Origin of the sequence: Rathayibacter sp. PhB127 (genome assembly GCF_003751665.1) — a bacterium.
GTDB classification, from domain to species: Bacteria; Actinomycetota; Actinomycetes; order Actinomycetales; family Microbacteriaceae; genus Rathayibacter; species Rathayibacter festucae.
In genome coordinates this window covers 159,418-180,299 of sequence record NZ_RKHW01000004.1, presented here as the reverse complement: position 1 = coordinate 180,299, position 20,882 = coordinate 159,418, and the positions used below count along the sequence as shown (strand labels likewise).

The window sequence follows — 20,882 nt, the reverse complement described above, 5'->3', positions numbered from 1 at the left end:
CGCCGGAACGCCGCGATCGTGCGTGCCGGAGCCGATCTCGCGAGCCGAGGGTGGGGGCCGGAGCATGACGAAGGGCCGCCTGCGCGTGCTGCTGGGAGCGGCGCCCGGCGTCGGCACGACGTCCACGATGCTCGAGGAGGGCGGCCGGCTCGCCGCCGAGGGCCGCGACGTCGTGATCGCGGTCGTCGAGACGCACGGCCGCGCCGAGACCGCCGCGAGGATCGCGGGCCTCGAGGTCGTCCCGCGGCGCGCGGTGCTGCACCGCGGTGCGCGACTCGAGGAGATGGACCCGGCGGCGGTGCTCGCCCGCCGACCGGACATCGCGCTGGTCGACGAGCTCGCGCACACCAACGCTCCCGGCTCGTCGCACCGGAAGCGCTGGGAGGACGTGGCGGAGCTCCTCGACGCCGGCATCACCGTGCTCACGACCGTCGACATCCAGCACATCGCCTCGCTGAACGACGTCGTCGAGGCGATCACCGGGGCGCGGCCGCACGAGACGATCCCCGACGCCGTGCTCCGCGCCGCCGACCGGATCGAGCTCGTCGACCTCGCTCCGCAGGCGCTGCGCGACCGGCTCGCCGCGGGCCGCGTCTTCCCGCCCGAGCGGATCGACGCCGAGCTCTCGCACCGCTTCCGCCTCGGCACGCTCACCGCGCTGCGCGAGCTGGCACTGCTCTGGCTGGCGGACGAGGTCGACAGCGCGCTCCGCGACTACCGCGGCGAGCACGGCATCGACAGCACCTGGGCCGCCCGCGAGCGCGTGGTCGTGACGCTGACCGGCGGCTCGGAGGGCGAGACTCTGCTGCGGCGCGGTGCGCGGATCGCCGCGCGCGCCTCCGGCGGCGACCTGCTCGCCGTGCACGTGCTGACGCCGGACGGACTGCGGACGCCGCGCCCCGAGGTGCTCGCGGCGCAGCGCGCGCTCGTCGAGTCGCTCGGCGGCAGCTACCACCAGGTGGTCGGCGAGGACGTGCCGCGCACCCTCGTCGCGTTCGCCCGCTCGGTGGACGCCACGCAGCTGGTGCTCGGCGTGAGCCGGCGCAGCCGCCTCGCCGCGGCGCTCACTCCGGGGATCGGCGCGACCGTGATCCGCGAGTCGGGTGACATCGACGTCCACATCGTCAGCCATTCGGCCGCCGGTCGCGCGGCGGTGCTGCCGCGCCTCGGCGGAGCCCTGACGCTGCGGCGCCGGCTCCTCGGCACGGCCCTCGCGCTGGTCGGCGGGCCGCTGGTCACCTGGCTGATGGCGAGCCTGCGGAGCGATGAGTCGATCACCAGCGACGTGCTCTCGTACCAGCTGCTCGTCGTGCTCGTCGCGCTGGTCGGCGGGCTCTGGCCCGCGCTGTTCGCGGCCGTCCTCTCGGGGCTGACCCTCGACTACTTCTTCGTCGATCCGCTCTACACGGTCTCCGTCGACGAGCCGCTGCACGAGCTCGCGCTCGCGCTCTACGTCCTGAACGCGGTGCTGGTCAGCGCCGTGGTGGACAGGGCGGCCCGGCGCTCCCGCGCGGCGAAGCGGTCCGGAGCCGAGGCGGAGCTGCTCGCGACGATCGCGGGCGGGGTGATCCGCGGCCAGGGTGCGCTGCAGGCGATCCTCGAGCGCGCGCGCGAGGCGTTCGGCCTCACCGGCGTCCGGCTGGTGCGGGACGGCGCGGTGGTCGCCGCGGACGGCGAGCCGGCCGCCGCGGGCGAGCCCGTGCGGATCCCGGTGGGCGCGCAGGCGGAGCTCGAGCTGCACGGCCGCGAGCTGGAGGGCAGCGAGCGGCGGCTGCTGCAGGTGGTCGCCGCGCAGCTCGACTCCGCGCTCGAGCGGGAGGCGCTGAGCGAGACGGCGAGCTCGCTGGCTCCGCTGGCCGAGACCGACCGGATGCGCAGCGCCCTGCTCTCGGCGGTCAGCCACGACCTGCGCCGGCCGCTGGCGGCCGCCACCGCCGCCGTCTCGGGGCTGCGCTCGCGCGACGTGGAGTGGAGCGAGGGCGACCGGGCGGAGCTGCTCGCGACCGCGGACGAGAGCCTCACCACCCTGGGCGCGCTGGTGACCGACCTGCTCGACGTGACCCGGCTCGAGGCGGGAGTGCTCGCCGTGTCGCTCGCGCCGCTGGACGCCGCCGATGTCGTGCTGCCCGCGCTCGACGAGCTGGGGCTCGGTCCGGCGGAGGTCGACCTCGACCTGGATCCGGACGGGCCGGAGCTGCTCGCCGACGGCGTGCTGCTGCAGCGGGTCGTGGTGAACCTCCTGGCGAACGCGGTGCGCCACGCGCCGGAGGGGACCCGGGTGCGCGTGTCGACCAGCGTCTTCGGCGGCACGGCGCAGATCCGGATCGTCGACCACGGCCCCGGGATCGAGCCCGAGCGCCGGGAGGAGGTCTTCGTGCCGTTCCAGCGCCTGGGCGACGACGACAACACGACCGGGCTGGGGCTGGGGCTCGCGCTGTCGAAGGGGTTCACCGAGGGGATGGGCGGGACGCTCGAGGCCGAGGACACCCCGGGCGGCGGGCTGACGATGGTGGTGACGCTGCCGGTGGTGGCGGACGACGCGGCCGCCCGGACCGATGCCGCCCGGAACGATGCCGCCGAGCCCGATGCCGCCGAGCGGCGGGCCGCGGGAGCCGATGCTTCGGGAGGAGCCGCATGAAGATCCTGATCGCCGACGACGACCCGCAGATCCTGCGCGCGCTGCGGATCACCCTGACCGCCCGCGGTTACGACGTGGTCACCGCGGGCGACGGGACCGAGGCGATCAACCGCGCCATCGACGAGCGGCCGGACCTCTACATGATCGACCTCGGCATGCCGCGGCTCGACGGGGTCGAGGTGATCCAGGCGCTGCGCGGCTGGACGAGCGCGCCGGTGCTGGTCGTCTCGGGGCGCACCGGCTCGGCGGACAAGGTCGGCGCCCTCGACGCGGGGGCCGACGACTACGTGACCAAGCCGTTCTCGATGGACGAGGTGCTCGCGCGCATCCGGGCCCTGTCGCGACGCGTGCAGCCGGCCGAGGGCGAGCCGACGGTGCGGATCGGCGACGTGACCGTCGACCTCGCGGCGAAGAGCGCGATGCGCGACGGCGCCGCGGTGCGGCTCACGCCGACGGAGTGGCAGGTGCTGGAGATCCTCGTGCGGAACGCGGGCAAGCTGGTCACCCGGCGCTCGCTGCTCGACGAGATCTGGGGGCCGACCCACGTGACCGACACCGGCTACCTCCGGCTGTACCTCGCGCAGCTGCGCAAGAAGCTCGAGCCCGATCCCGCGCACCCGCGGTTCCTGCTGACGGAGGCGGGGATGGGCTACCGCTTCGTGCCGGGCGAGGACGCGGCGGCGCGGTAGCGGTGTCGGCGACGCCGGATCAGGACGCCTCGACGTAGGCGGCAGCGGCCTCGCGGAGGATCTGCGACGTGCTGACGCCGCGGCTCTTCGCGAGCCGGCTCACCTTCTGGTCCAGCCCTCTGGTCGAGCGCACCTTCCACACCGGGCCGGCGGGCTCCCCGCCGTCGAGCCGTGGCCGACCCCTGGCGATGGTCACGGCGTCCTCGAGCGTTGCGGCGCCGATCGCCGCCAACAGTGCGGCCCGTGCTCCGGTCCGCTGATCGACCGCGTCCGTGCTCGACGCGGCGCGTGCGCCGTCGATCTCGAGGGAGTGAGGCGGTGGGGAGTCGGACGGGGGACGCCGACGAGACAGACTCCTCAACAAGGTCCGGAACCAGGAACTCTCCTCCGATCGGCGTCCCGGAATCGTCCTCGCCCGAAGAACGGCGGCACGCTTGCGGGAGTCCACTTCGCGGAAGGAGCAGCTCATGGTCGTCCCCGACAGCGCCATCGGCGTGGCGATCCTGCTCGCGCTGGTCGTGCCGGGCGTGCTCTACGCAGCGGTGCGGCTCTGGCTCAGGGGCTTCCGATGGACCGACCAGAACGTGAGCACTCGCGTCTTCGATGCGGTCCTCGTGAGCGTCGTCCTCGATGCGGTGTACCTCGTCGTCCTCGGCGACGATCTGGTGGCCTTCGCGAGCGACCCACGCGCCTCCTTCGAGCGGGAGCCCCGGCTCGTCGGCGGCTACCTGCTGGGGCTCGGGGTACTGATCCCGTCCGCGGCGGCGTTCGTTCTGCACTTCAGGCCGCGGTGGTGGCGCCCCGACTGGCGATGGCTCGCACGCCCGCAGTGGCGCTGGATCCGCTTGCCGGTCGGACGGGCTACGGCGTATGAGAGCATCCCGACGGCATGGGACAAGGTCGCGCAGACCATGGTCGATACCTGGGTGAAGGTGCAGCTTCCCGACGGTCGCCGAGTCGGCGGATGGATGTCGGTGAAGAGCTTCGTCTCGACCTATCCGCAGTCTCGCGACATCTTCGTCGAAGTGCAGTTCGAGGTCCTGGCCGACGGGACCTTCGGTGGAAGGATCGAAGGGAGTCGCGGCGTCTGGGTATCGGTCCCGGAGGGAGCCGTCGTCGAATGGCTCGACGCCGCTCGTCCTCAGCAGAAGGAGGGATCGCATGTCGGATCGGACCACGACCACTGAAGGGGCGCTCGCCAGGGGTCAAGCACCTGTGCACGGCCACCCCGCACCCGCGGTGGCACCGAAGACGCCGTCGGGGATCTACACGCCGCCGGCGCTGCTCGGCATCCCTTCGCCGCCGATGCCGACAGGCGCTTCCTCACCTCGATAGCAGTGGATCGGCTCGCGGGCTGCTGTCGGAGGCGCGGGGGACAATGGACGGACCCCAGGAGAAGGAGACCACCGTGGATCAGCCGCGCATGAACGTCGAGTCGTTCAACCTCGATCACCGCACCGTCGCCGCGCCCTACGTGCGCCTGGCCGACGCGAAGACGCTCCCGGCCGGGGACCACCTCGTCAAGTACGACGTGCGCTTCACTCAGCCCAACCACGGCCACCTCGAGATGCCGACCGTGCACTCGCTCGAGCACCTGTTCGCGGAGAAGTCGCGCAACCACTCCGACCGCGTCGTCGACTTCTCGCCGATGGGCTGCCAGACCGGCTTCTACCTGATCCTGCAGGGCGAGCCCGAGCTCGCCGAGGTGCTGGACCTGGTCGAGTCGACCCTCCGCGACATCACCGAGGCCACCGAGGTCCCCGCCGCCAACGAGACGCAGTGCGGCTGGGGAGCGAACCACTCACTCGAGGGCGCTCAGGACGCGGCGCGCACGTTCCTCGCGCGGCGCGACGAGTGGGAGCAGGTCACGGCGTGAGCGCGGTCGAGGCGATCGTCCTCGTCGCGATGGACGAGGAGGCCGAGCCGTTCCTCGCGGCGGCGGGCGCCGCCCCGGAGCCGGTCGCGGTGGGCAACGCCCTGCAGTGGTCGATCGAGGTCGGCGGCCACTCGGTGCTGCTCGTGCGCACCGGCGTGGGGCTCGTGAACGCGGCCGGCGGGCTGACGGCGGCGGTCCTCCGGGTGGGGGGCGCGCCGCTGGTGATCAGCGCCGGATCGGCGGGCGGACTCGGTGCCGAGGTGCGCGTCGGCGACGTGGTCGTCGGCGACGAGTACGTGCAGACCGATGCGGACGCGCAGGCGTTCGGCTACGCGATGGGGCAGGTGCCGGGGATGCCGGCGCGCTACTCCGGGCACGCGCCGGCGCTCGCCGCGGACCTCGACGCGGCGATGCCGGGCGGTGCAGCGATCACGGTGCGGCGCGGGCTGATCGTGTCGGGCGACGTCTTCGTCTCGGGCGACCATGTGGCGCGGGTGCGCGGACTGTACGACGGGGCGCTGGCGACGGACATGGAGTCCGTGTCGCTCGCGCAGACCGCGTACGTGCACGGGCTGCCGTTCGTGTCGGTGCGCGGCATCTCGGACCTCTGCGAGCCCGGGTCGTTCGAGGCGCACGTGGACGACGCGGCGGACCGCTCGGCCGCCGTGGTGCGGGTGCTGCTGGACGCGGTGGGGTGACCTGCGGCGCGGGGTGGTCTGCGGAGCCGGGGTGCTGGGGGTGGTGGGTCTCGATACGCCCCTCCGGGGCTACTCGACCAGCATGATGACGGCAGTCCGGGGCTGCTCGACCGGCATGATGACGGCAGTCCGGGGCTGCTCGACCGGCATGATGACGGCAGTCCGGGGCTGCTCGACCGGCACGATGTCAGCACTGCGGGGCTGCTCGACCAGCACGGGGGCATCGACTCGTTCGGGTTTCTTTCACGGGGATGTCGATGTGGGCGGGCGCCGTTCGACGGGATAGTAGGAGGGCGCAGAGGGCGCCCGCGAATCCCGAGGAGAACACCGTGAAGTACATGCTGATCATGCGCGCGACCGATGCCGCCAAGGCCGCCTACGAGGCGATCCCGTTCGACGAGATCATCACCCGGATGGGGCAGTACAACGAGGCGATGATCACCGCCGGCGTCCTGCTCGCGGGCGAGGGGCTCGCCGACGACGTCGCGACCTCGGGGTTCGTCGTCGACTTCGCCTCCGAGCCCGCCGCGATCACCGACGGCCCCTACGGCGAGACGCACGAGCTGTTCAACGGCTTCTGGATCATCCAGGTGTCCTCGAAGGAGGAGGCGAAGGAGTGGGCGCTGCGCTGCCCGCTCGTCCCCGGCAACAAGCTGGAGGTGCGCCGCGTCACCGACGAGAGCGACTTCGCGGACTTCGCCGACAACGAGTACCTCCAGAAGGAGGCCGGCTGGCGCGAGGACGAGAAGGCCCGCGCCGAGAACGGCTGACATGACGCCGGCGCCTCCCGGGGAGGAGACCCGGGCGCGGGTCGACGCCGTCTGGCGGATCGAGAGCGCGCGCATCGTCGGGACGCTCGCCCGGGTGACGGGCGACGTCGGCCTGGCCGAGGACCTGGCGCAGGAGGCCCTCGTCGAGGCGCTCGAGCAGTGGCCCACGACCGGCGTCCCGTGCAACGCCGGGGCCTGGCTGACGGCCGTGGCGAAGCGCCGGGCGATCGACGGCTGGCGGCGGCGGACGGCGCTCGACGAGCGCTACCGCCTCCTCGCGCGCACCCTCGAGGAGAGCGTCGACGACGAGTGGCGGCCGATCGAGGACGACGTGCTCCGGCTGGTCTTCACCGCCTGCCACCCCGTCCTCTCGCGGGAGGCGAGCATCGCGCTCACGCTCCGGCTCGTCGGCGGGCTCGGCACGGAGGCGATCGCGCGGCTGTTCCTGGTGCCGGTCGCGACCGTCCAGCAGCGCATCGTCCGGGCGAAGAAGTCGCTCGCGGCGTCGGGCGTGCCGTTCGAGGTGCCGGACCCGGCGGAGTGGCGGGCGCGGCTCGACGCGGTGCTCGGGGTCGTCTACCTGATCTTCACGGAGGGCTACGCCGCGACGTCGGGCGATCGCTGGCTCCGCACGGAGGTGGCGGGGGAGGCGCTGCGGCTCGGGCGGGTGCTCGCCGCACTGCTCCCGCGCGAGCCCGAGGTGCTGGGGCTGCTCGCCCTGATGGAGCTGCAGGCCTCGCGGTTCGCGGCGCGGACGGCGCCCGACGGCTCGCCGGTGCTGCTCGAGGATCAGGACCGCACCCGCTGGGACCGCGGGCAGATCGAGCGCGGCCGGGAGGCGCTGCGCCGCGCCGACCGCGTGGGCAAGGGCCGCGGGTCCTACGGGCTGCAGGCGGCGATCGCCGAGTGCCACGCGGTCGCGCCGAGTGTCGCCGCGACCGACTGGGAGCGCATCGTCCTGCTGTACGAGATCCTCGGGCGGGTGTCGCCGAGCCCGGTCGTCGAGCTCAACCGCGCCGTCGCGGTGTCGATGGCGACCGGTCCGGCCTCCGCGCTGCTGATCGTCGACCGGCTCGCGTCCGAGGGCGCTCTGCGGGCCTCGCACCTGCTGCCGAGCGTGCGGGGCGAGCTGCTCGCGCGCCTCGGCAGGCGGGAGGAGGCGCGTGCCGAGCTCGCGACGGCCGCCGCGCTGGCCGGCAACGAGCGCACCCGCGCCCTGCTGCTGGCGCGCGCGGCGTCGCTCTGACGCCGGGCGCACCGACTCCTCAGAAGTCGTCGTAGCGGAGGGTCGAGTACGACGACTTCTGGAGAGCGGAGGAACGGTCAGCGCTCGGTGACGACGCCCGCCTCGACGTGCCAGTGGCGGGTCAGCTGCACGGTCTCGAGCATGCGGCGGTCGTGGGTGACCAGCAGCAGCGTGCCCTCGTAGGCCTCGAGCGCCTGCTCCAGCTGCTCGATCGCGGCGAGGTCGAGGTGGTTGGTCGGCTCGTCCAGCACGAGGAGGTTCGTGCCGCGCGCCTGCAGCAGCGCCAGGGCGGCGCGGGTCCGCTCGCCGGGCGAGAGCTCGCCGACGGGGCGCGAGACGTGGTCGGCCTTGAGGCCGAACTTCGCCAGCAGGGTGCGCACCTCGGCGGTCGGCCACTCCGGGACGAGCGCCTCGAAGGCGTCGGCGAGCGGCACGTCGGCGGCGAGCATCCCGCGCGCCTGGTCGATCTCGCCGATCGCGACGCTCGCGCCGAGCGAGGCGCCGCCCTCCTCCGGGGCGGAGCGGCCCAGCAGCAGTGACAGGAGCGTCGACTTGCCGGCGCCGTTGGGGCCGGTGATTCCGATGCGGTCGCCCGCGTCGACCTGCAGCGAGACCGGGCCGAGGGTGAAGGTGCCGCGCCGGGCCACGGCGCCGTTCAGCGTCGAGACGACCGAGCTCGAGCGCGGGGCGCTGCCGATCGTGAAGGCCAGCTGCCACTCCTTGCGCGGCTCCTCCACCTCCTCGAGCCGGGCGATGCGGCTCTCCATCTGGCGGACCTTCTGGGCCTGCTTCTCGCTCGACTCGGCCGAGGCCTTGCGGCGGATCTTGTCGTTGTCGGGCGCCTTCTTCATCGCGTTGCGGACGCCCTGGCTCGACCACTCCCGCTGGGTGCGGGCGCGCGAGACGAGGTCCTCCTTCTTGTCCGCGAAGTCCTCGTACTTCTCGCGGCGCTGGCGGCGCGCGGTCTCGCGCTCCTCCAAGAAGGCGTCGTAGCCGCCGCCGTAGACGGTGGTGGTGCCCTGGGCGAGGTCGAGCTCGAGCACGCGGGTGACGCTGCGGGCGAGGAACTCGCGGTCGTGGCTGACGAGCACCACTCCGCCGCGCAGACCGCGGACGAACGCCTCGAGCCGCTCGAGGCCGTCGAGGTCGAGGTCGTTGGTGGGCTCGTCGAGCAGCACGACGTCGAAGCGGGAGAGCAGGAGGGCGGCGAGGCCGACGCGAGCGGCTTGGCCGCCGGAGAGCGAGGTCATCAGGGAGTCGGCGGCCACACCGCTCGTGCGCCCGGTCGCGTCGAGCGCGAGGCCGAGGTCGGCGAGGACGACGGGGGTCCGCTCGTCGAGGTCGGCGGCGCCGCTCGCGAGCCAGCGGTCGAGGGCAAGCGCGTATCGGTCGGCGATGCGGCCGTCGGGGTCGGGCTCGGCCAGCGCGGAGGCGGCCTCGTCGAGCTCGGCCGAGGCCTCCGCGGCGCCGGTGCGCCGGGCGATGTAGGCGGCGACGGTCTCGCCCTCGCGGCGCTCGTGCTCCTGCGGCAGCCAGCCGACGAAGGCGTCGCCGGGCGCGAGCACGACGCTGCCCTCGAGCGGGGCGGTCTCGCCGGCGAGGATGCGCAGGAGGGTGGACTTGCCCGCGCCGTTCGCGCCGACGACGCCGACCACGTCGCCCGGGGCGACCGTGAGATCGAGGCGGTCGAACAGGGTGCGGTGCGCGTAGCCTCCGGAGAGGCCCTTGGCGACGAGGGTGGCGGTCACCGCTCCAGCGTAGGCGGGCGGGCCGCCGGCACCGGCCCCCGGTCGCTAGACGGTCTGATTGCACGCGAGTCTAGGATGGCCGGATGAGCGAGACGACGGTCCGGGGCGGCGCCGGCTACTGGTACCCGGACGAGTCCTCGACGCGTCGTGCCGTCGAGGTGCTCAGCGCGATGCGCGGGTACCGCGTCTCCGAGGTGGCGATGCGCCGCCGCACGCGCGAGAAGATGGCGATGGGCGAGACCGACCTGATCGCGATCCAGTTCCTGCTGCGGCGCCAGCGGGAGGGCGACCTCGTCAGCGCCAAGGACCTCGCCGCGCACCTCTCGATCTCCTCCGCGTCGACCACCGTGCTGATCGATCGGCTCGTCCGCAGCGGGCACCTGGTGCGGAAGCCCCACCCGAGCGACCGCCGCGGCATCGTCGTCGAGGCGACGGTCGACAGCGACCAGGAGGTCCGCGAGACGCTGCAGGAGATGCACCGCCGGATGCTCGAGATCGCGGAGGACCTCGATGCCGGCGAGGCCGAGGTCGTCGTCAACTTCCTCCGACGGATGGGTGCCGCGGTCGACGAGATCGACGCCGACGCCACGGCGGACGACGAACCCGGGAAGTAGCTAGACCTTCTAGTAAAGAGCCGGACTAGGGATAGGCTGGCGGCATGGGTCAATTCCTCTACGGCACACCGCCGGCCGTGATCGAGATCGAGGACCGGACCCTCGCGCACCTGCAGATCGTCGTCTACGCGAAGTTCCGGCGCGACGAGCGCTTCAGCCTCACCCTCGACTCGATGCCCGAGGGTGCTCGCGGCCGCCACTCGTTCTGGATGAACCCGAACATCGCGCTGCAGTTCCACTTCGCCGGCAGCCGCCAGCCCACGATCAACCCGTCCTGGGTCGAGGTGCTGATGGACGCGGCGAACGGCGGCGGCGGGCTGCGCCTGCTGCCCGAGCCGCACGCCTGACCCGCGCCGCGGATCCGCTCCCGGCGGCGTCCGGCGACCTCCCGCCCCGCGCGTCTCCTAGGGTGGATCCGTGCGCCCGGGGGTGGGCGCGACGAGGGGGAGCACATGCGCGCACGAGTTCTGGGAGGCGCACTGCTCGCGCTGGTGGCCGCGGGGGTGCTCACCGGCTGCTCTGCGCCGACTCCGGCGCCCACGGTGACGGTCTTCGCCACCGCGACGCCGACGCCTGATCCGACCGTCACGGCCGCGCTCCCGCAGTCGACCGCCACGGTCTTCGTGCCGGTGCCGGAGGCGACCGTCACCTTCACTCCGAACGACGTGCCGGTGATCCCGGAGACGGCCTTCGCCGTCGACAACGGCGCGGTCCCGGGAGCGACCGGCGAGCCGGCCACGAACGGCGCGGGGGAGATCATCACCTACACCGTGGTCGCGGGCGACTCGTTCTTCGACATCGCCCAGCGCTTCGGGATCCCCGTGCAGCAGCTGCTGCGGATGAACCCCGGGGTCGCGGGGGCAGGCGAGGCGGTCTACATCGGCAACGTCATCAACCTCGACGCGAACTCCCTGGGCTGAGCGCCGACGCCGGGGCGGTCGCCGGCCGGTCGCCCGGGGCCGCTCCGGCTGCCGGCGAGGCGCCGGCCGCTACTCCGACTTCGGCAGCAGGTGGAAGGCGAGCGCGAGCGACGCCGAGATCATCAGGATCCCGCCGAAGAAGAGGAACCCGGCCAGGTCGGGCAGCAGGAACGAGTTGCCGAGCACCAGGATGCCGCCGAGGAAGAGCACGAAAGAGAGGACGACGCCCAGACCAGTCATGCCCTCATCGTACGGGGCGCAGGACGGGAAGGGCGCCCGGCCTCAGGGCAGCAGGAGCGCTCGCAGCTCGCCCGCGCCCGAGGCCACCGCGATGGTGCCGACCGCCTCGAGCGGGGAGCCGTAGCCCCACTCGACCATGATCGTCGGCACCCCGTGCGCGGCGGCGCCGTGCACGTCGTGCTCGCGGTCGCCGACCATGACCGGCGTGGAGAGGTCGACGCCGATCTCGCGGAGGCGGCGCAGCGCCTCCTCGACGACGTCCGCCTTGGCGCTGCGGACCTCGTCCTCGGAGGCGCCGCAGATGATCGTGAAGTACTGCGCGAGGCCGTAGTGCTCGAGGACCCGGCGCGCGGCGGACTCCGGCTTCGAGGTGGCGAGCGACAGCGGGATGCCCGCGGCGGCGATGCCCGCCAGGAGCTCCGGCAGACCGGGGTAGACGCTGGAGTCGAAGAGACCGCCCGCGTTGTAGCGGCGGCGGTAGACGACGAGGGCGGCCTGCGCCTCGTCGACGCTCATCCCGCCGAGCTCGCGGAAGGCGTCGAGCAGCGGCGGTCCGACGTAGGCGAGCAGCTCGACGGGGGTGGGCACCGGGCGGCCGAGCTCGACGAAGGTGTCCACGAGGGTGCCGGTGATGCCGGGCGCCGAATCGGTGATCGTGCCGTCGAGGTCGAAGAGGATGCAGCTCCAGGTCGCTGCGATGCCGGGCTGCGCGTCGGGCGCGAGAGTGGTGTCGGACATGGCGGGCTCCTGCCCTCGGAGGGACGTCGTGATCCCGGCGGTGTGCCCCGTCGGGGGGAACACTCTACGGTGCCGGGGCGTCGAGGGACTGCTCGATGAACGACCGGGTGACGACCTGGGCGATCGAGCCGGCGTCGAGCTGGACGGCGACGAAGTCGGCGGTGCGGATCAGCGCGAACGCCTCGCGGCCGGGCAGGACCAGCATCTGCACGCGCGGGTGCTGCTGCCGGGGGACGGCGGCGCGCAGCTCGTCGGTCGAGGTGAACAGAGGGAGCACCTGCTCGCCGGTGGTCGTCGCGACCACGCGCACGTGCGGCACGCCACCGGGCTGCGAGCCGGTCACATCGACGACGAGCGAGCCCTCGAGGCAGGCGGCGAGGAGGCGCTCGACCCCCTCCGCGGTCGCGTCGGCGACCAGCGCCTCGAGCGCTTCGCGCGCCGCGGTGTTGCGGTACGGGCCGGGTCGCGACGGGCGGGCAGGGGGTCCGTTCCTCCGTGGCATGTCTTCACGGTATCCGGGTTCGCGCCATCTCTCGAATCCATCGCGACAATCGCGCGCATTCGATGTCCGAGTGCGCTATACGACGGATGCCGGAGAGATGAGCCGATTCTCAGGCGGATTGCGACGCTTATCCTGAGTATCGGCGCAGATGACGACAGAGAATCGGGCGAATGGCGCCGATAAGTGCTCGACCGCCGACAAGAAGGGGTAATGTCTCCTCCTGTCAGTGACATCCAGGAGGAAAAGTGGCCCAGAAGATCACGCTTGTCGACGATATCGACGGAACCCCTATCGACTCCGGGGACGGCGGCACCGTCCGCTTCAGCATCGACGGAGCCAACTACGAGATCGACCTCGGTCCGGACAACATCGCCGAGCTGCACTCCGTGCTCGAGAAGTTCGTCTCGAACGGCCGCCGCGTCGGCTCGCGCCCCGCTGCCGCCACGTCGGTCGCCTCGGCGTCGAAGAGCGACCCCAAGCAGCTCAAGGCCGTCCGCGAGTGGGCGAACGCCAACGGACACCAGGTGTCCGACCGCGGTCGCATCCCCGCCGAGGTCCAGGCGGCATACGCCGCCGCTCACAAGTAGAGCCGCGCCGGGCGCACCGAGAGGTCGCGCCCGCATCGTCGAAAGGCCCCGTCGATCCGTCGACGGGGCCTTTCGCGTGCTGTTCTCCACGACCGCTCGTGGATTCTCGCAGAGCCCCTGGAAAGGGGGACGCGAGCGCTAGAAGAGGCGGGTGTGCGAATCGTCGACGCCGCGCATCGACTCGTAGTCGAGCACGACGCAGCGGATGCCGCGGTCCTGCGCGAGGGTCCTCGCCTGCGGCTTGATCTCCTGCGCCGCGAAGACTCCGGTGACCGGGGAGAGGTGCGGATCGCGATTCATCAGCTCGAGATAGCGGGTCAGCTGCTCGACGCCGTCGATCTCTCCGCGGCGCTTGATCTCGACCGCCACGGAGGCGCCGCTCGAATCGCGGGCGAGGATGTCGACCGGTCCGATCGCCGTCATGTACTCGCGCCGGACGAGGGTGTGGCCCTCGCCGAGCAGATCGATCTGCTCGGCCAGGAGGCGCTGCAGGTGCGCCTCGACGCCGTCCTTGATCAGGCCGGGATCGACGCCGAGCTCGTGCGCGGAATCGTGCAGGACCTCGTGGATCGAGACGACGAGGGCGTCGCCGGTCTTGCGGTGCGTGACCGTCCACTGCTCGTGGACGCCGGCCGCGCGGGCGTCCTCGTCGGGCTCGCCGGTGCTGAGGATGCACGGGGGGCTCATCCAGTTCAGCGGCTTGTAGGAGCCGCCGTCGGAGTGCACGAGGACGCTGCCGTCGGCCTTGACCAGCAGCAGTCGGGTGGCGAGGGGGAGGTGGGCGCTGAGACGGCCGGTGTAGTCGACGGAGCAGCGCGCGATGACGAGACGCACCCGTCGAGGATAGACGGCGGTGGTCGGGGGCGGTCGGACGGGTGGGTCTCGATACGCCCCTGCGGGGCTACTCGACCAGCATGAAGGGGGCCCCTGCGGGGTCGAAGCGGGTCAGGCCATGCGGAGGACGTTGCCGGTGACGCGGCGGCCGGCGGGGGAGACGAGGTAGGAGACGAGGTCGGCGACCTCGTCGGGGCGGGCGACGTCGAAGAAGGCGTCGTTCGCGGCGACGGCGGCGTGGACGTCGTCGGTGACCCAGCCGGTGTCGGTGACGGGCGGGTGGACCGCGTTGGCGGTGACGCCGAGCGGGCTGAGCTCGAGCGAGGCGGAGATCGTGTAGTTCACCAGCGCGGCCTTGGCGGCGCCGTAGGAGACCTCGCCGGGGAAGCCGCGCTCGCCGCCCGAGGTGAGCGTGACGATCCGGCCGCCGTGGCCGCCGCGGCGCTCCAGCCGCTCGGCGAGCTCGGCGATCAGCAGTGCACCGGCGCGGGCGTCGATGTCGAGCACCCGGTCGATGCTCGCGGCGTCGACGCGGCGCTGGGGGCGGCCCATCCAGTCGTTCGGGCGGGTGCGGAAGGTGTCGATGACGGAGCCGGTGGCGTTGTGCACGAGGACGTCGACCGGGCCGAGCGACTCCTCCGCGGCGTCGAGGAGCAGGGCGGCGGAGGCGGCGTCGCGCAGGTCGGCGGAGACGGCGCGGGCGCGGCCACCCGCGGCGCGGATCCGATCGGCGACCTGCTCGCCGTCGGTGCGGTGGGCGAGACGCTGGCGCTCCGGCTCGTACTCCGGCAGATCCTCGGCGAGGAAGGCGACCAGCACGGCCAGACCGTCGGCGGCGAGGCGCTCGGCGATCGCGGTGCCGATGCCGTGGTTCGCCCCGGTGACGACGGCGACGCGGCAGGGCTCGAGGCCCGGGGCGCTCATGCGCGCGCGCCGTCCTGCACGCGCTCGGCGGGCTCCTTCTGCGGGCGGGCGGCGGGTGAGGCGAGACCGGCGAGGACGACGAGGGCGAGCACCAGGAAGAGCGCGTTGAGGAGGCCGAAGTGCTCGCCGAGGAAGCCGATCGCGGGCGGGCCGACCAGGAAGGCGACGTAGCCGAGCATCGCGACGGCGCTGACCCGGGCCGCCGAGTGCGGGCCCTCGGCCGCGGCGGACATGCCGACCGGGAAGCCGAGCGAGCAGCCCAGGCCCCACGCGACCGCTCCGGCGATCACGAGGCCGTCGACCGGAGCGAGGATGAAGAGCAGGATGCCGACGATCGCCAGCCCGGCGGACGCGCGGAGCACCGGCACGCGGCCGAAGCGGTCGAGCACGGGGCCGCCGAGCACCCGGCCGACGGTCATCGCCGCGACGAAGACGCCGAAGACGACGGCGGCGGTGGTCTTGTCGGTGCCGTGGCCGTCCACCATCGCGAGGGTCAGCCAGTCGTTGGCCGATCCCTCCGCGAAGGCCATGCCCAGCATGATCAGGCCGATCAGCACCAGGCGGCGGTCGCGCCAGACGCCGAGCGAGGCGGCGACGCGCTCGCGGACCGGCGCCTTCGCGACGACGGCGACCCCGGAGGTGTCGAGCTCGTCGCGCACGGGGATGAAGCGGATCGCGACGGAGACGGTGATCACCACGACGACGGCGACGCCCGAGAGGTGCGCGGCCACCGGCACGGCGAGCGCGGAGGCGGCGGCGCCGAGGATCGCGCCGAGGACGGTGCCGAGGCTGAAGAAGGCGTGGAAGAGCGGGAGCAGGGTCTTGCCGAAGGCCTTCTCGTTCGCGGAGCCCTCGACGTTCATCATCACGTCGACCGCGCCGTTGCCGAAGCCCAGCAGGACCATGCCCGCGAAGGCGAGGGGGAGTGCGCCGAACGCGTCCGCCGCGAGGCCCAGGAGCGCGAGTCCGGAGGAGCAGACGACGAGTCCGGCGACCATGCCGCGGCGGGCGCCCAGCGCCGACATGATCGCGGTGGAGAGGCTGAGGCCGACGATCGCGCCGATCGACATCGAGAGGATCAGGAGGCCCACGCCGGAGGTGGGGAGCTGCAGCTCGTCGCGGATGGCGGGAGTGCGCGAGACCCAGGTCGCGATCGAGAGGCCGCTCAGCACGAAGATCGTGAAGACGGCGTTGCGCCACGCGACGAGCTGCGGGCGGCTGAGGGCGGTGGTCGAGGGCATGCGGGGTCCTGGCTGATCGCGGGGCGGTCGTGGGGCCTGATCGAGGGGAATCGAATCGATTCGATGCGGGCCGGTCTAAGCTATCCGGAACGCCGGGACCGGTCAAGGACGGGTCGCCGGGCGCCGGCCCTCCGGGTCGGGGACGAGGAGCACCGTGGAGTCGAGCAAGGCCGTGGAGTCGAAGAGCGGCGGAGCGCCGACGTCGCGCCCGACCCTCGCGCGGGTCGCGAGCCGGGCCGGGGTGTCGCCGTCGACGGCGTCGCTCGTGTTCAGCGGCTCCGGACCCGTCGCGGCCGCGACCCGCGAGCGGGTGCTGCTGGCCGCCGCCGAGCTCGACTACGCCGGGCCGGATCCGCGCGCGCAGTCGCTCCGGCGCGGACGCTCGGGCATCGTCGGGGTCGTCGTCGACGAGCGGGTGCTGCACGCCTTCCGCGACCCGATCAAGATCGCGATGCTCGACGGCATCGCGGACGTGCTCGGCGGGGCCGATGCGGGGATCCTGCTGCTCACCGAGACCGAGGGCGGCTCGGGGCTGCTGGCGACGGCGCCGGTGGACGCGATGATCCTGGTCGGCTGCAGTCCCTCCGTCGACGACTCCGTGGCGGTGCTGCGGCGGCGCGGCGTGCCGGTCGTGGTGGTCGAGGGGGTCTCCGATCTGGGGACCGCCGTCGTCTCGCTCGACAACCGGGAGGCGACCCGGACGCTGGCCGAGCATCTGCGGGAGCTCGGGCACGAGCGCGTCGCCGTCGTCTCGCTGCCGTTCGCGAAGGACCGCCGGCGCGGGCCGATCCCGGCCGACTGGCGCGCGAGCCCGAGCATCACGGCGGTCGAGCGGCTGCTGGGGGCGCGGGACGTGTTCGGCGATCCGGAGGTCGTGGCGGCGGGGGCGAGCACGGTCGACGAGGGGGTCGCCGCCGGGCGGGTGCTGCTCGATGCCGCCCGGCCGCCGACGGCCGTGATCGCGCAGAGCGATCTGCTGGCGGCCGGGGTGATCCTCGCGGCCGAGCAGCTCGGACTGCGGGTGCCGGCCGACGTGTCGGTGGTCGGCTTCGACGGGGTGCAGGTGCCGGGGCTCGCGGCCGAGTACGACCTGACGACGATGGCGCAGCCCGCGGTGGAGAAGGGCCGGGCCGCGGCCCGCGCCGTCCTCGCGCTGATCGCCGGCGACGAGGCCGAGCCCGTGCGCTTCACCTCCGTCTTCCACCGCGGCACCACGAGCGCACCGCCCCGCTGACCCGCGCTGACCCCTCCCGCGAGATGCCACTTATGAGCGGATTCTGCGGCGTGTCGTGCTCATAAGTGGCATCTCGCGGAGGGGGAGCGCCGGGAGTTGTCCACAGGGTTGTGCACAGGGTGTTCGAAACTTCGTTCGAGGGTCAGCGGAGCCAGACGTCGCCGCGGAAGCGGAGGCCGAGGGTGAGCGCGCGGGCGCCGAGGAAGCCCGCGGCGTAGGCGATCCAGAGGGCCAGGAGGCGCCAGTCCTCGGGTGCGAGGGGCGCGAGGAGGGCCAGCGGGGCGAGGGCGGCGAGGTTCACGAGGCCGCTCAGGGCGAGGTAGCGGCCGTCGCCGGCGCCGATCAGCACGCCGTCCAGGACGAACACGAAGCCGCCGAGAGGAGCCGTCAGGCCGACCACGACGAGGGCGGCGGGGAGCAGGCGGAGGACCTCGGGGTCGCTCGAGAAGACGAACGGGAGCACTCCGCTGGTCGCGACGATGACCGCTCCGAGGGCGACCCCCGCGCCGATTCCCCAGGTCACACAGCGTTTCGCGACCGCTCGGGCCCGTGCGGGGTCGCCCTCGCCGAGGAGGCGGCCGAGCAGCGCCTGCGCCGCGATCGCGACGGCGTCGAGGGCGAAGGCGACCGTGGAGAACAGCGTCATCGCGACCTGGAACGCGCCGAGCTCCTCGGCGCCGAGCGAGCCGGCGACCGCGACCGCGAGCAGGATGGCGGCGCGCAGCGAGGCGGTGCGCAGCAGCAGCCAGCCGCCCGAGCCGGCGGAGGCGCGCAGCCCGGCCGGGTGCGGGCGCAGCGGCGCTCCGACGCGGCGGGCGAGCCGCAGGGCGATCACCGCGTAGGCGCCGAACATGCCCCACTGGGCGATGACCGTCCCCAGGGCGGACCCGGTTATCCCCAGGCCGGCGGGGTAGATCAGCACGGCGTTCAGGGCCGCGTTCACCGCGAATCCGCCGCCCGCGATGATCAGCGGAGTGCGGGTGTCCTGGAAGCCGCGGAGCAGTCCGGTGAGGGCGAAGACGCCGAGCATCGCGGGGATGCCGGCCATGCTCACCGAGAGGTAGCGGACGCCCGCGTCGGCGACCGCGGGCTCCGCGCCGAAGAGGCCGATCAGGGCGGGAGCGGCGAGGGCTCCGGCGACCGCGATGACCGCGCCGAGGGCGAGCGCGAGCCAGCCGCCGTCGATCCCGGCCGCGACCGCGCGGCGCTCGTCGCCCTCGCCGAGCGCGCGGCCGACCCGGGGAGTGGTGCTGTAGGCGAGGAAGACCATCAGGCCGACGATCGTCTGCAGCACCGCGCCGCCGAGGGCGAGGCCGGCGAGCGGCACCGCGCCGAGGTGGCCGACGAGGGCGGAGTCGGTGAGCAGGAACAGCGGCTCGGCGATCAGCGCCCCGAGCGCGGGCACGGCGAGCCGCAGGATGCTGCGGTCGAGGGTGCGGCGGTCGGCGGTGGTCACCCGCTCGACGGTAGCGGGGCGGGCGGGGTGCGCGGGCGGTGTGCGCGGGCGGTGGCTACGGTGGAGGCACCCCCGGACGGAACGAGCACCATGGCATCCCGCACTCCCCGCCTCGGCCTCGGCCTGGCCGCCGTCGGGCGACCGGCCTACATCACCGCCGGGCGCGACGGCGATCTCGGGCCGCCGGAGGGGCGCAGCGTCGACGCCCTCCGCGCGCGGTCGCACGAGCTGCTCGACACCGCGTGGGACCTCGGTGTCCGCTTCTTCGACGTGGCCCGGTCGTACGGACGCGCCGAGGAGTTCCTCGGCGGGTGGCTGGCGGAGCATCCGGAGCGGCGCGGGGAGCTGACGGTCGAGTCGAAGTGGGGCTACGAGTACGTCGGCGACTGGGCGATGGACGCGGCGGTGCACGAGCGCAAGGAGCACTCGGTCGCGATGCTCGAGCGCCAGTGGTCGGCGACGCTCGCGGCGCTGGGCAGCGCGCCGGACCGGTACCTCGTGCACTCGATCACTCCGGAGAGCCCGGCGCTCGTCGACCGCGAGCTGCTGGATCGGCTGCGCGGGCTCGCCGGGTCGGGCGTCGCGGTCGGGCTGTCGACGAGCGGGCCGGAGCAGGCGCGGACGATCCGGCTCGCCCTGGCGATCCCGGACTCGCCGTTCAGCACGGTGCAGACGACGTGGAACCTGCTCGAGCGCTCGGCCGGCGCGGCGCTCGCCGAGGCGCACGGCGCGGGGTGGACCGTGGTGGTCAAGGAGGCGCTCGCGAACGGGCGGCTGGTCGGCGACCGGGCGCCGGCGGAGCTGCGGGGGCTGCCGGGGGTGCCGGAGGACGTCGCGCTCGGTGCGGCGCTCGGGCGGTCGTGGGCCGACCTGGTGCTCAGCGGGGCGGCGACTCCGGCGCAGCTGCGGGAGAACGTGCGCGCGCGGGCCGGCGCGGTGCCGGAGGGGCTGCCGGCGCAGGATCCGGGGGAGTACTGGGCCGAACGGTCGGCGCTGGCCTGGCGCTGACGCGCGGGCGGGTGAGCGGCTCGGGGGACCTCGGGCTCGCGGGATCGGGTTCGGCTCGCGGGACCGGGCGGTTCCGGCGTGCCGGAGGTGGATTCGCGTGCCGGAGGTCGACCGGGGTCGGGTTCGGCTCGTGGAATGTGGTCGGGCTCGCGGGATCGGGCGGTTCCGGCGTGCCGGAGGTGGTTGCGCGTGCCGGAGGTCGGGCGGCGTCGGTTCGGCTCGCGGAGTGAGGTTCGGCTCGCGGAGTCGCGTAGATCTCGCGTGCCGGAGGCGGTTCCGCGTGCCGAGGGTCGACCGGGGGTCGGGTTCGGCTCGTGGAACGGGGTCGGGCTCGTGAGATCGGGCGGTTCCGGCGTGCCGGAGGTGGTTTCGCGTGCCGGAGGTCGGGTGAGGGGCGAGCGGGTCAGTGCGGGGCGACGGCCGCCAGCCACTGTGCGACGAGGGGGGTGAGCCAGGACGGGTCCTCGCCGGGGGCGAGTGCCAGGACGGCGCGGTCGGGGGCGCGCCAGTCGAGGCGGTGGCCGGGGTCGGACAGCGCGTCGGCAGGGGGCGGGCCGGCGAGGGGCGCGGCGCCGCGATGCAGGATCACCTCGACGCGGTCGCCGGGGCGGAGGCGGAGGGTCACCAGGTGGGCGCCGATCGCGTAGCTCGGGGCGTTCCACTTCACCGACTCGACCAGGCGCTCGTCGGCGGCGAGGACCGCCTCGCGCGTGCGCTCGATCTGCTCGCGGCGCGGGTGGTGCATCGCGTCGACGTGCGCGGTGGTGGCGGCGGCGAGACGGGGCATGGGGACACGGTGGCAGAGGTTCGGGGGTGGGTGGGTCTCGATACGCCCCTGCGGGGCTACTCGACCGGCATGCGAAGGGGGTGCTCGACCGGCACGGGTGCTCGGCGCGCGTGGCAAGGGGCGGGGCCCTTC

Annotated in this window: 24 protein-coding genes; 13 read left to right on the top strand and 11 right to left on the bottom strand. The window is 73.6% G+C overall.

Features of this window, described 5'->3' with window-relative positions; genetic code table 11:
• The first annotated feature begins 64 nt into the window (after window positions 1-64).
• Both EDF22_RS17330 and EDF22_RS17325 read left to right on the top strand, forming a co-directional pair.
• Window positions 65-2,638 (top strand): ATP-binding protein, encoded by a 2,574-nt coding sequence (locus EDF22_RS17330; protein WP_123706094.1) that lies wholly within the window; start codon window positions 65-67, stop codon window positions 2,636-2,638.
• Complete coding sequence (locus EDF22_RS17325) at window positions 2,635-3,327, top strand: response regulator (protein ID WP_123447224.1); 693 nt, start codon at window positions 2,635-2,637, stop codon at window positions 3,325-3,327. The genes EDF22_RS17330 and EDF22_RS17325 overlap by 4 nt, the downstream gene beginning before the upstream one ends.
• Before the next feature lie 19 nt (window positions 3,328-3,346).
• Here the strand turns inward: EDF22_RS17325 and EDF22_RS20965 are convergent, their stop codons facing one another.
• Complete coding sequence (locus EDF22_RS20965) at window positions 3,347-3,523, bottom strand: ribbon-helix-helix protein, CopG family (RefSeq protein ID WP_185039073.1); 177 nt, start codon at window positions 3,521-3,523, stop codon at window positions 3,347-3,349.
• A 271-nt stretch (window positions 3,524-3,794) separates the two neighbouring features.
• Here EDF22_RS20965 and EDF22_RS17315 point away from each other — a divergent pair, with 271 nt between their 5' ends.
• From EDF22_RS17315 to mtnN, 3 genes are all read left to right on the top strand, one after another.
• On the top strand, window positions 3,795-4,514 hold the full coding sequence (locus EDF22_RS17315) for a DUF6338 family protein (protein ID WP_123706092.1): 720 nt from the start codon (window positions 3,795-3,797) through the stop codon (window positions 4,512-4,514).
• A 236-nt stretch (window positions 4,515-4,750) separates the two neighbouring features.
• Window positions 4,751-5,203 carry an S-ribosylhomocysteine lyase gene (locus tag EDF22_RS17310; RefSeq protein ID WP_123706246.1) on the top strand — a complete coding sequence of 151 codons (453 nt, stop codon included), beginning with the start codon at window positions 4,751-4,753 and terminating at the stop codon, window positions 5,201-5,203.
• Window positions 5,200-5,901, top strand: a complete 702-nt coding sequence (gene mtnN, locus EDF22_RS17305) for a 5'-methylthioadenosine/S-adenosylhomocysteine nucleosidase (protein WP_123706091.1) — start codon at window positions 5,200-5,202, stop codon at window positions 5,899-5,901. Before EDF22_RS17310 ends, mtnN begins: the two co-directional genes overlap by 4 nt.
• A 69-nt stretch (window positions 5,902-5,970) precedes the next feature.
• On the opposite strand, the gene EDF22_RS20960 is transcribed toward mtnN, so the two are convergent.
• Window positions 5,971-6,117, bottom strand: a complete 147-nt coding sequence (locus tag EDF22_RS20960) for a hypothetical protein (protein ID WP_185039070.1) — start codon at window positions 6,115-6,117, stop codon at window positions 5,971-5,973.
• A 113-nt stretch (window positions 6,118-6,230) separates the two neighbouring features.
• On the opposite strand from EDF22_RS20960, the gene EDF22_RS17300 reads away from it, so the two are divergent.
• Window positions 6,231-6,671 (top strand): YciI family protein, encoded by a 441-nt coding sequence (locus EDF22_RS17300; protein WP_123706090.1) that lies wholly within the window; start codon window positions 6,231-6,233, stop codon window positions 6,669-6,671.
• Between the two features lies 1 nt (window position 6,672).
• A complete protein-coding gene (locus tag EDF22_RS17295; protein WP_123706089.1) occupies window positions 6,673-7,917 on the top strand; it encodes an RNA polymerase sigma factor in 1,245 nt (414 codons plus the stop codon).
• A gap of 77 nt (window positions 7,918-7,994) precedes the next feature.
• Here the strand turns inward: EDF22_RS17295 and EDF22_RS17290 are convergent, their stop codons facing one another.
• Entirely contained in the window at window positions 7,995-9,665 is a 1,671-nt protein-coding gene (locus EDF22_RS17290) for an ABC-F family ATP-binding cassette domain-containing protein (protein WP_123706088.1), read from the bottom strand.
• 83 nt (window positions 9,666-9,748) lie between these two features.
• On the opposite strand from EDF22_RS17290, the gene EDF22_RS17285 reads away from it, so the two are divergent.
• The 3 genes from EDF22_RS17285 (at window position 9,749) to EDF22_RS17275 (ending at window position 11,199) form a co-directional block, all read left to right on the top strand.
• On the top strand, window positions 9,749-10,279 hold the full coding sequence (locus EDF22_RS17285) for a MarR family winged helix-turn-helix transcriptional regulator (protein ID WP_123706087.1): 531 nt from the start codon (window positions 9,749-9,751) through the stop codon (window positions 10,277-10,279).
• Window positions 10,280-10,323: 44 nt separating this feature from the next.
• Entirely contained in the window at window positions 10,324-10,626 is a 303-nt protein-coding gene (locus EDF22_RS17280) for an ATP-dependent DNA ligase (protein WP_123447216.1), read from the top strand.
• Window positions 10,627-10,731: 105 nt separating this feature from the next.
• The gene (locus EDF22_RS17275) at window positions 10,732-11,199 is read left to right on the top strand and encodes a LysM domain-containing protein (protein ID WP_123706086.1); all 468 of its coding nucleotides are present in this window, start codon (window positions 10,732-10,734) and stop codon (window positions 11,197-11,199) included.
• Between the two features lie 69 nt (window positions 11,200-11,268).
• Here EDF22_RS17275 and EDF22_RS20955 read toward each other — a convergent pair whose 3' ends face one another.
• The 3 genes from EDF22_RS20955 to EDF22_RS17265 all read right to left on the bottom strand — a co-directional run bounded on the left by EDF22_RS20955 (window position 11,269) and on the right by EDF22_RS17265 (window position 12,679).
• Window positions 11,269-11,439, bottom strand: a complete 171-nt coding sequence (locus tag EDF22_RS20955) for a hypothetical protein (RefSeq protein WP_164874567.1) — start codon at window positions 11,437-11,439, stop codon at window positions 11,269-11,271.
• Between the two features lie 42 nt (window positions 11,440-11,481).
• Window positions 11,482-12,177: an HAD hydrolase-like protein gene (locus EDF22_RS17270; RefSeq protein WP_123706085.1), complete on the bottom strand. Its 696-nt coding sequence runs from the start codon at window positions 12,175-12,177 to the stop codon at window positions 11,482-11,484.
• A 64-nt stretch (window positions 12,178-12,241) separates the two neighbouring features.
• Window positions 12,242-12,679, bottom strand: a complete 438-nt coding sequence (locus tag EDF22_RS17265; RefSeq protein ID WP_123706084.1) for an SseB family protein — start codon at window positions 12,677-12,679, stop codon at window positions 12,242-12,244.
• Between the two features lie 245 nt (window positions 12,680-12,924).
• Here EDF22_RS17265 and EDF22_RS17260 point away from each other — a divergent pair, with 245 nt between their 5' ends.
• Window positions 12,925-13,266: an Lsr2 family protein gene (locus tag EDF22_RS17260; protein ID WP_123447211.1), complete on the top strand. Its 342-nt coding sequence runs from the start codon at window positions 12,925-12,927 to the stop codon at window positions 13,264-13,266.
• Window positions 13,267-13,404: 138 nt separating this feature from the next.
• On the opposite strand, the gene nucS is transcribed toward EDF22_RS17260, so the two are convergent.
• From nucS to EDF22_RS17245, 3 genes are all read right to left on the bottom strand, one after another.
• Window positions 13,405-14,100: an endonuclease NucS gene (gene nucS / locus EDF22_RS17255; RefSeq protein ID WP_123706083.1), complete on the bottom strand. Its 696-nt coding sequence runs from the start codon at window positions 14,098-14,100 to the stop codon at window positions 13,405-13,407.
• A gap of 111 nt (window positions 14,101-14,211) precedes the next feature.
• Window positions 14,212-15,024, bottom strand: coding sequence for an SDR family NAD(P)-dependent oxidoreductase (locus EDF22_RS17250; RefSeq protein ID WP_123706082.1), 813 nt, complete (start codon window positions 15,022-15,024; stop codon window positions 14,212-14,214).
• On the bottom strand, window positions 15,021-16,265 hold the full coding sequence (locus EDF22_RS17245; RefSeq protein ID WP_123706081.1) for a sugar MFS transporter: 1,245 nt from the start codon (window positions 16,263-16,265) through the stop codon (window positions 15,021-15,023). Before EDF22_RS17245 ends, EDF22_RS17250 begins: the two co-directional genes overlap by 4 nt.
• 154 nt (window positions 16,266-16,419) lie before the next feature.
• On the opposite strand from EDF22_RS17245, the gene EDF22_RS17240 reads away from it, so the two are divergent.
• A complete protein-coding gene (locus tag EDF22_RS17240) occupies window positions 16,420-17,499 on the top strand; it encodes a LacI family DNA-binding transcriptional regulator (protein ID WP_260303528.1) in 1,080 nt (359 codons plus the stop codon).
• Window positions 17,500-17,641: 142 nt separating this feature from the next.
• Here EDF22_RS17240 and EDF22_RS17235 read toward each other — a convergent pair whose 3' ends face one another.
• A complete protein-coding gene (locus EDF22_RS17235; RefSeq protein ID WP_260303527.1) occupies window positions 17,642-18,955 on the bottom strand; it encodes an MATE family efflux transporter in 1,314 nt (437 codons plus the stop codon).
• Window positions 18,956-19,045: 90 nt separating this feature from the next.
• On the opposite strand from EDF22_RS17235, the gene EDF22_RS17230 reads away from it, so the two are divergent.
• A complete protein-coding gene (locus EDF22_RS17230; RefSeq protein WP_123706080.1) occupies window positions 19,046-19,963 on the top strand; it encodes an aldo/keto reductase in 918 nt (305 codons plus the stop codon).
• 403 nt (window positions 19,964-20,366) lie between these two features.
• Here EDF22_RS17230 and EDF22_RS17225 read toward each other — a convergent pair whose 3' ends face one another.
• Window positions 20,367-20,750, bottom strand: a complete 384-nt coding sequence (locus tag EDF22_RS17225; RefSeq protein WP_123706079.1) for a DUF1801 domain-containing protein — start codon at window positions 20,748-20,750, stop codon at window positions 20,367-20,369.
• Window positions 20,751-20,882 lie beyond the last annotated feature (132 nt).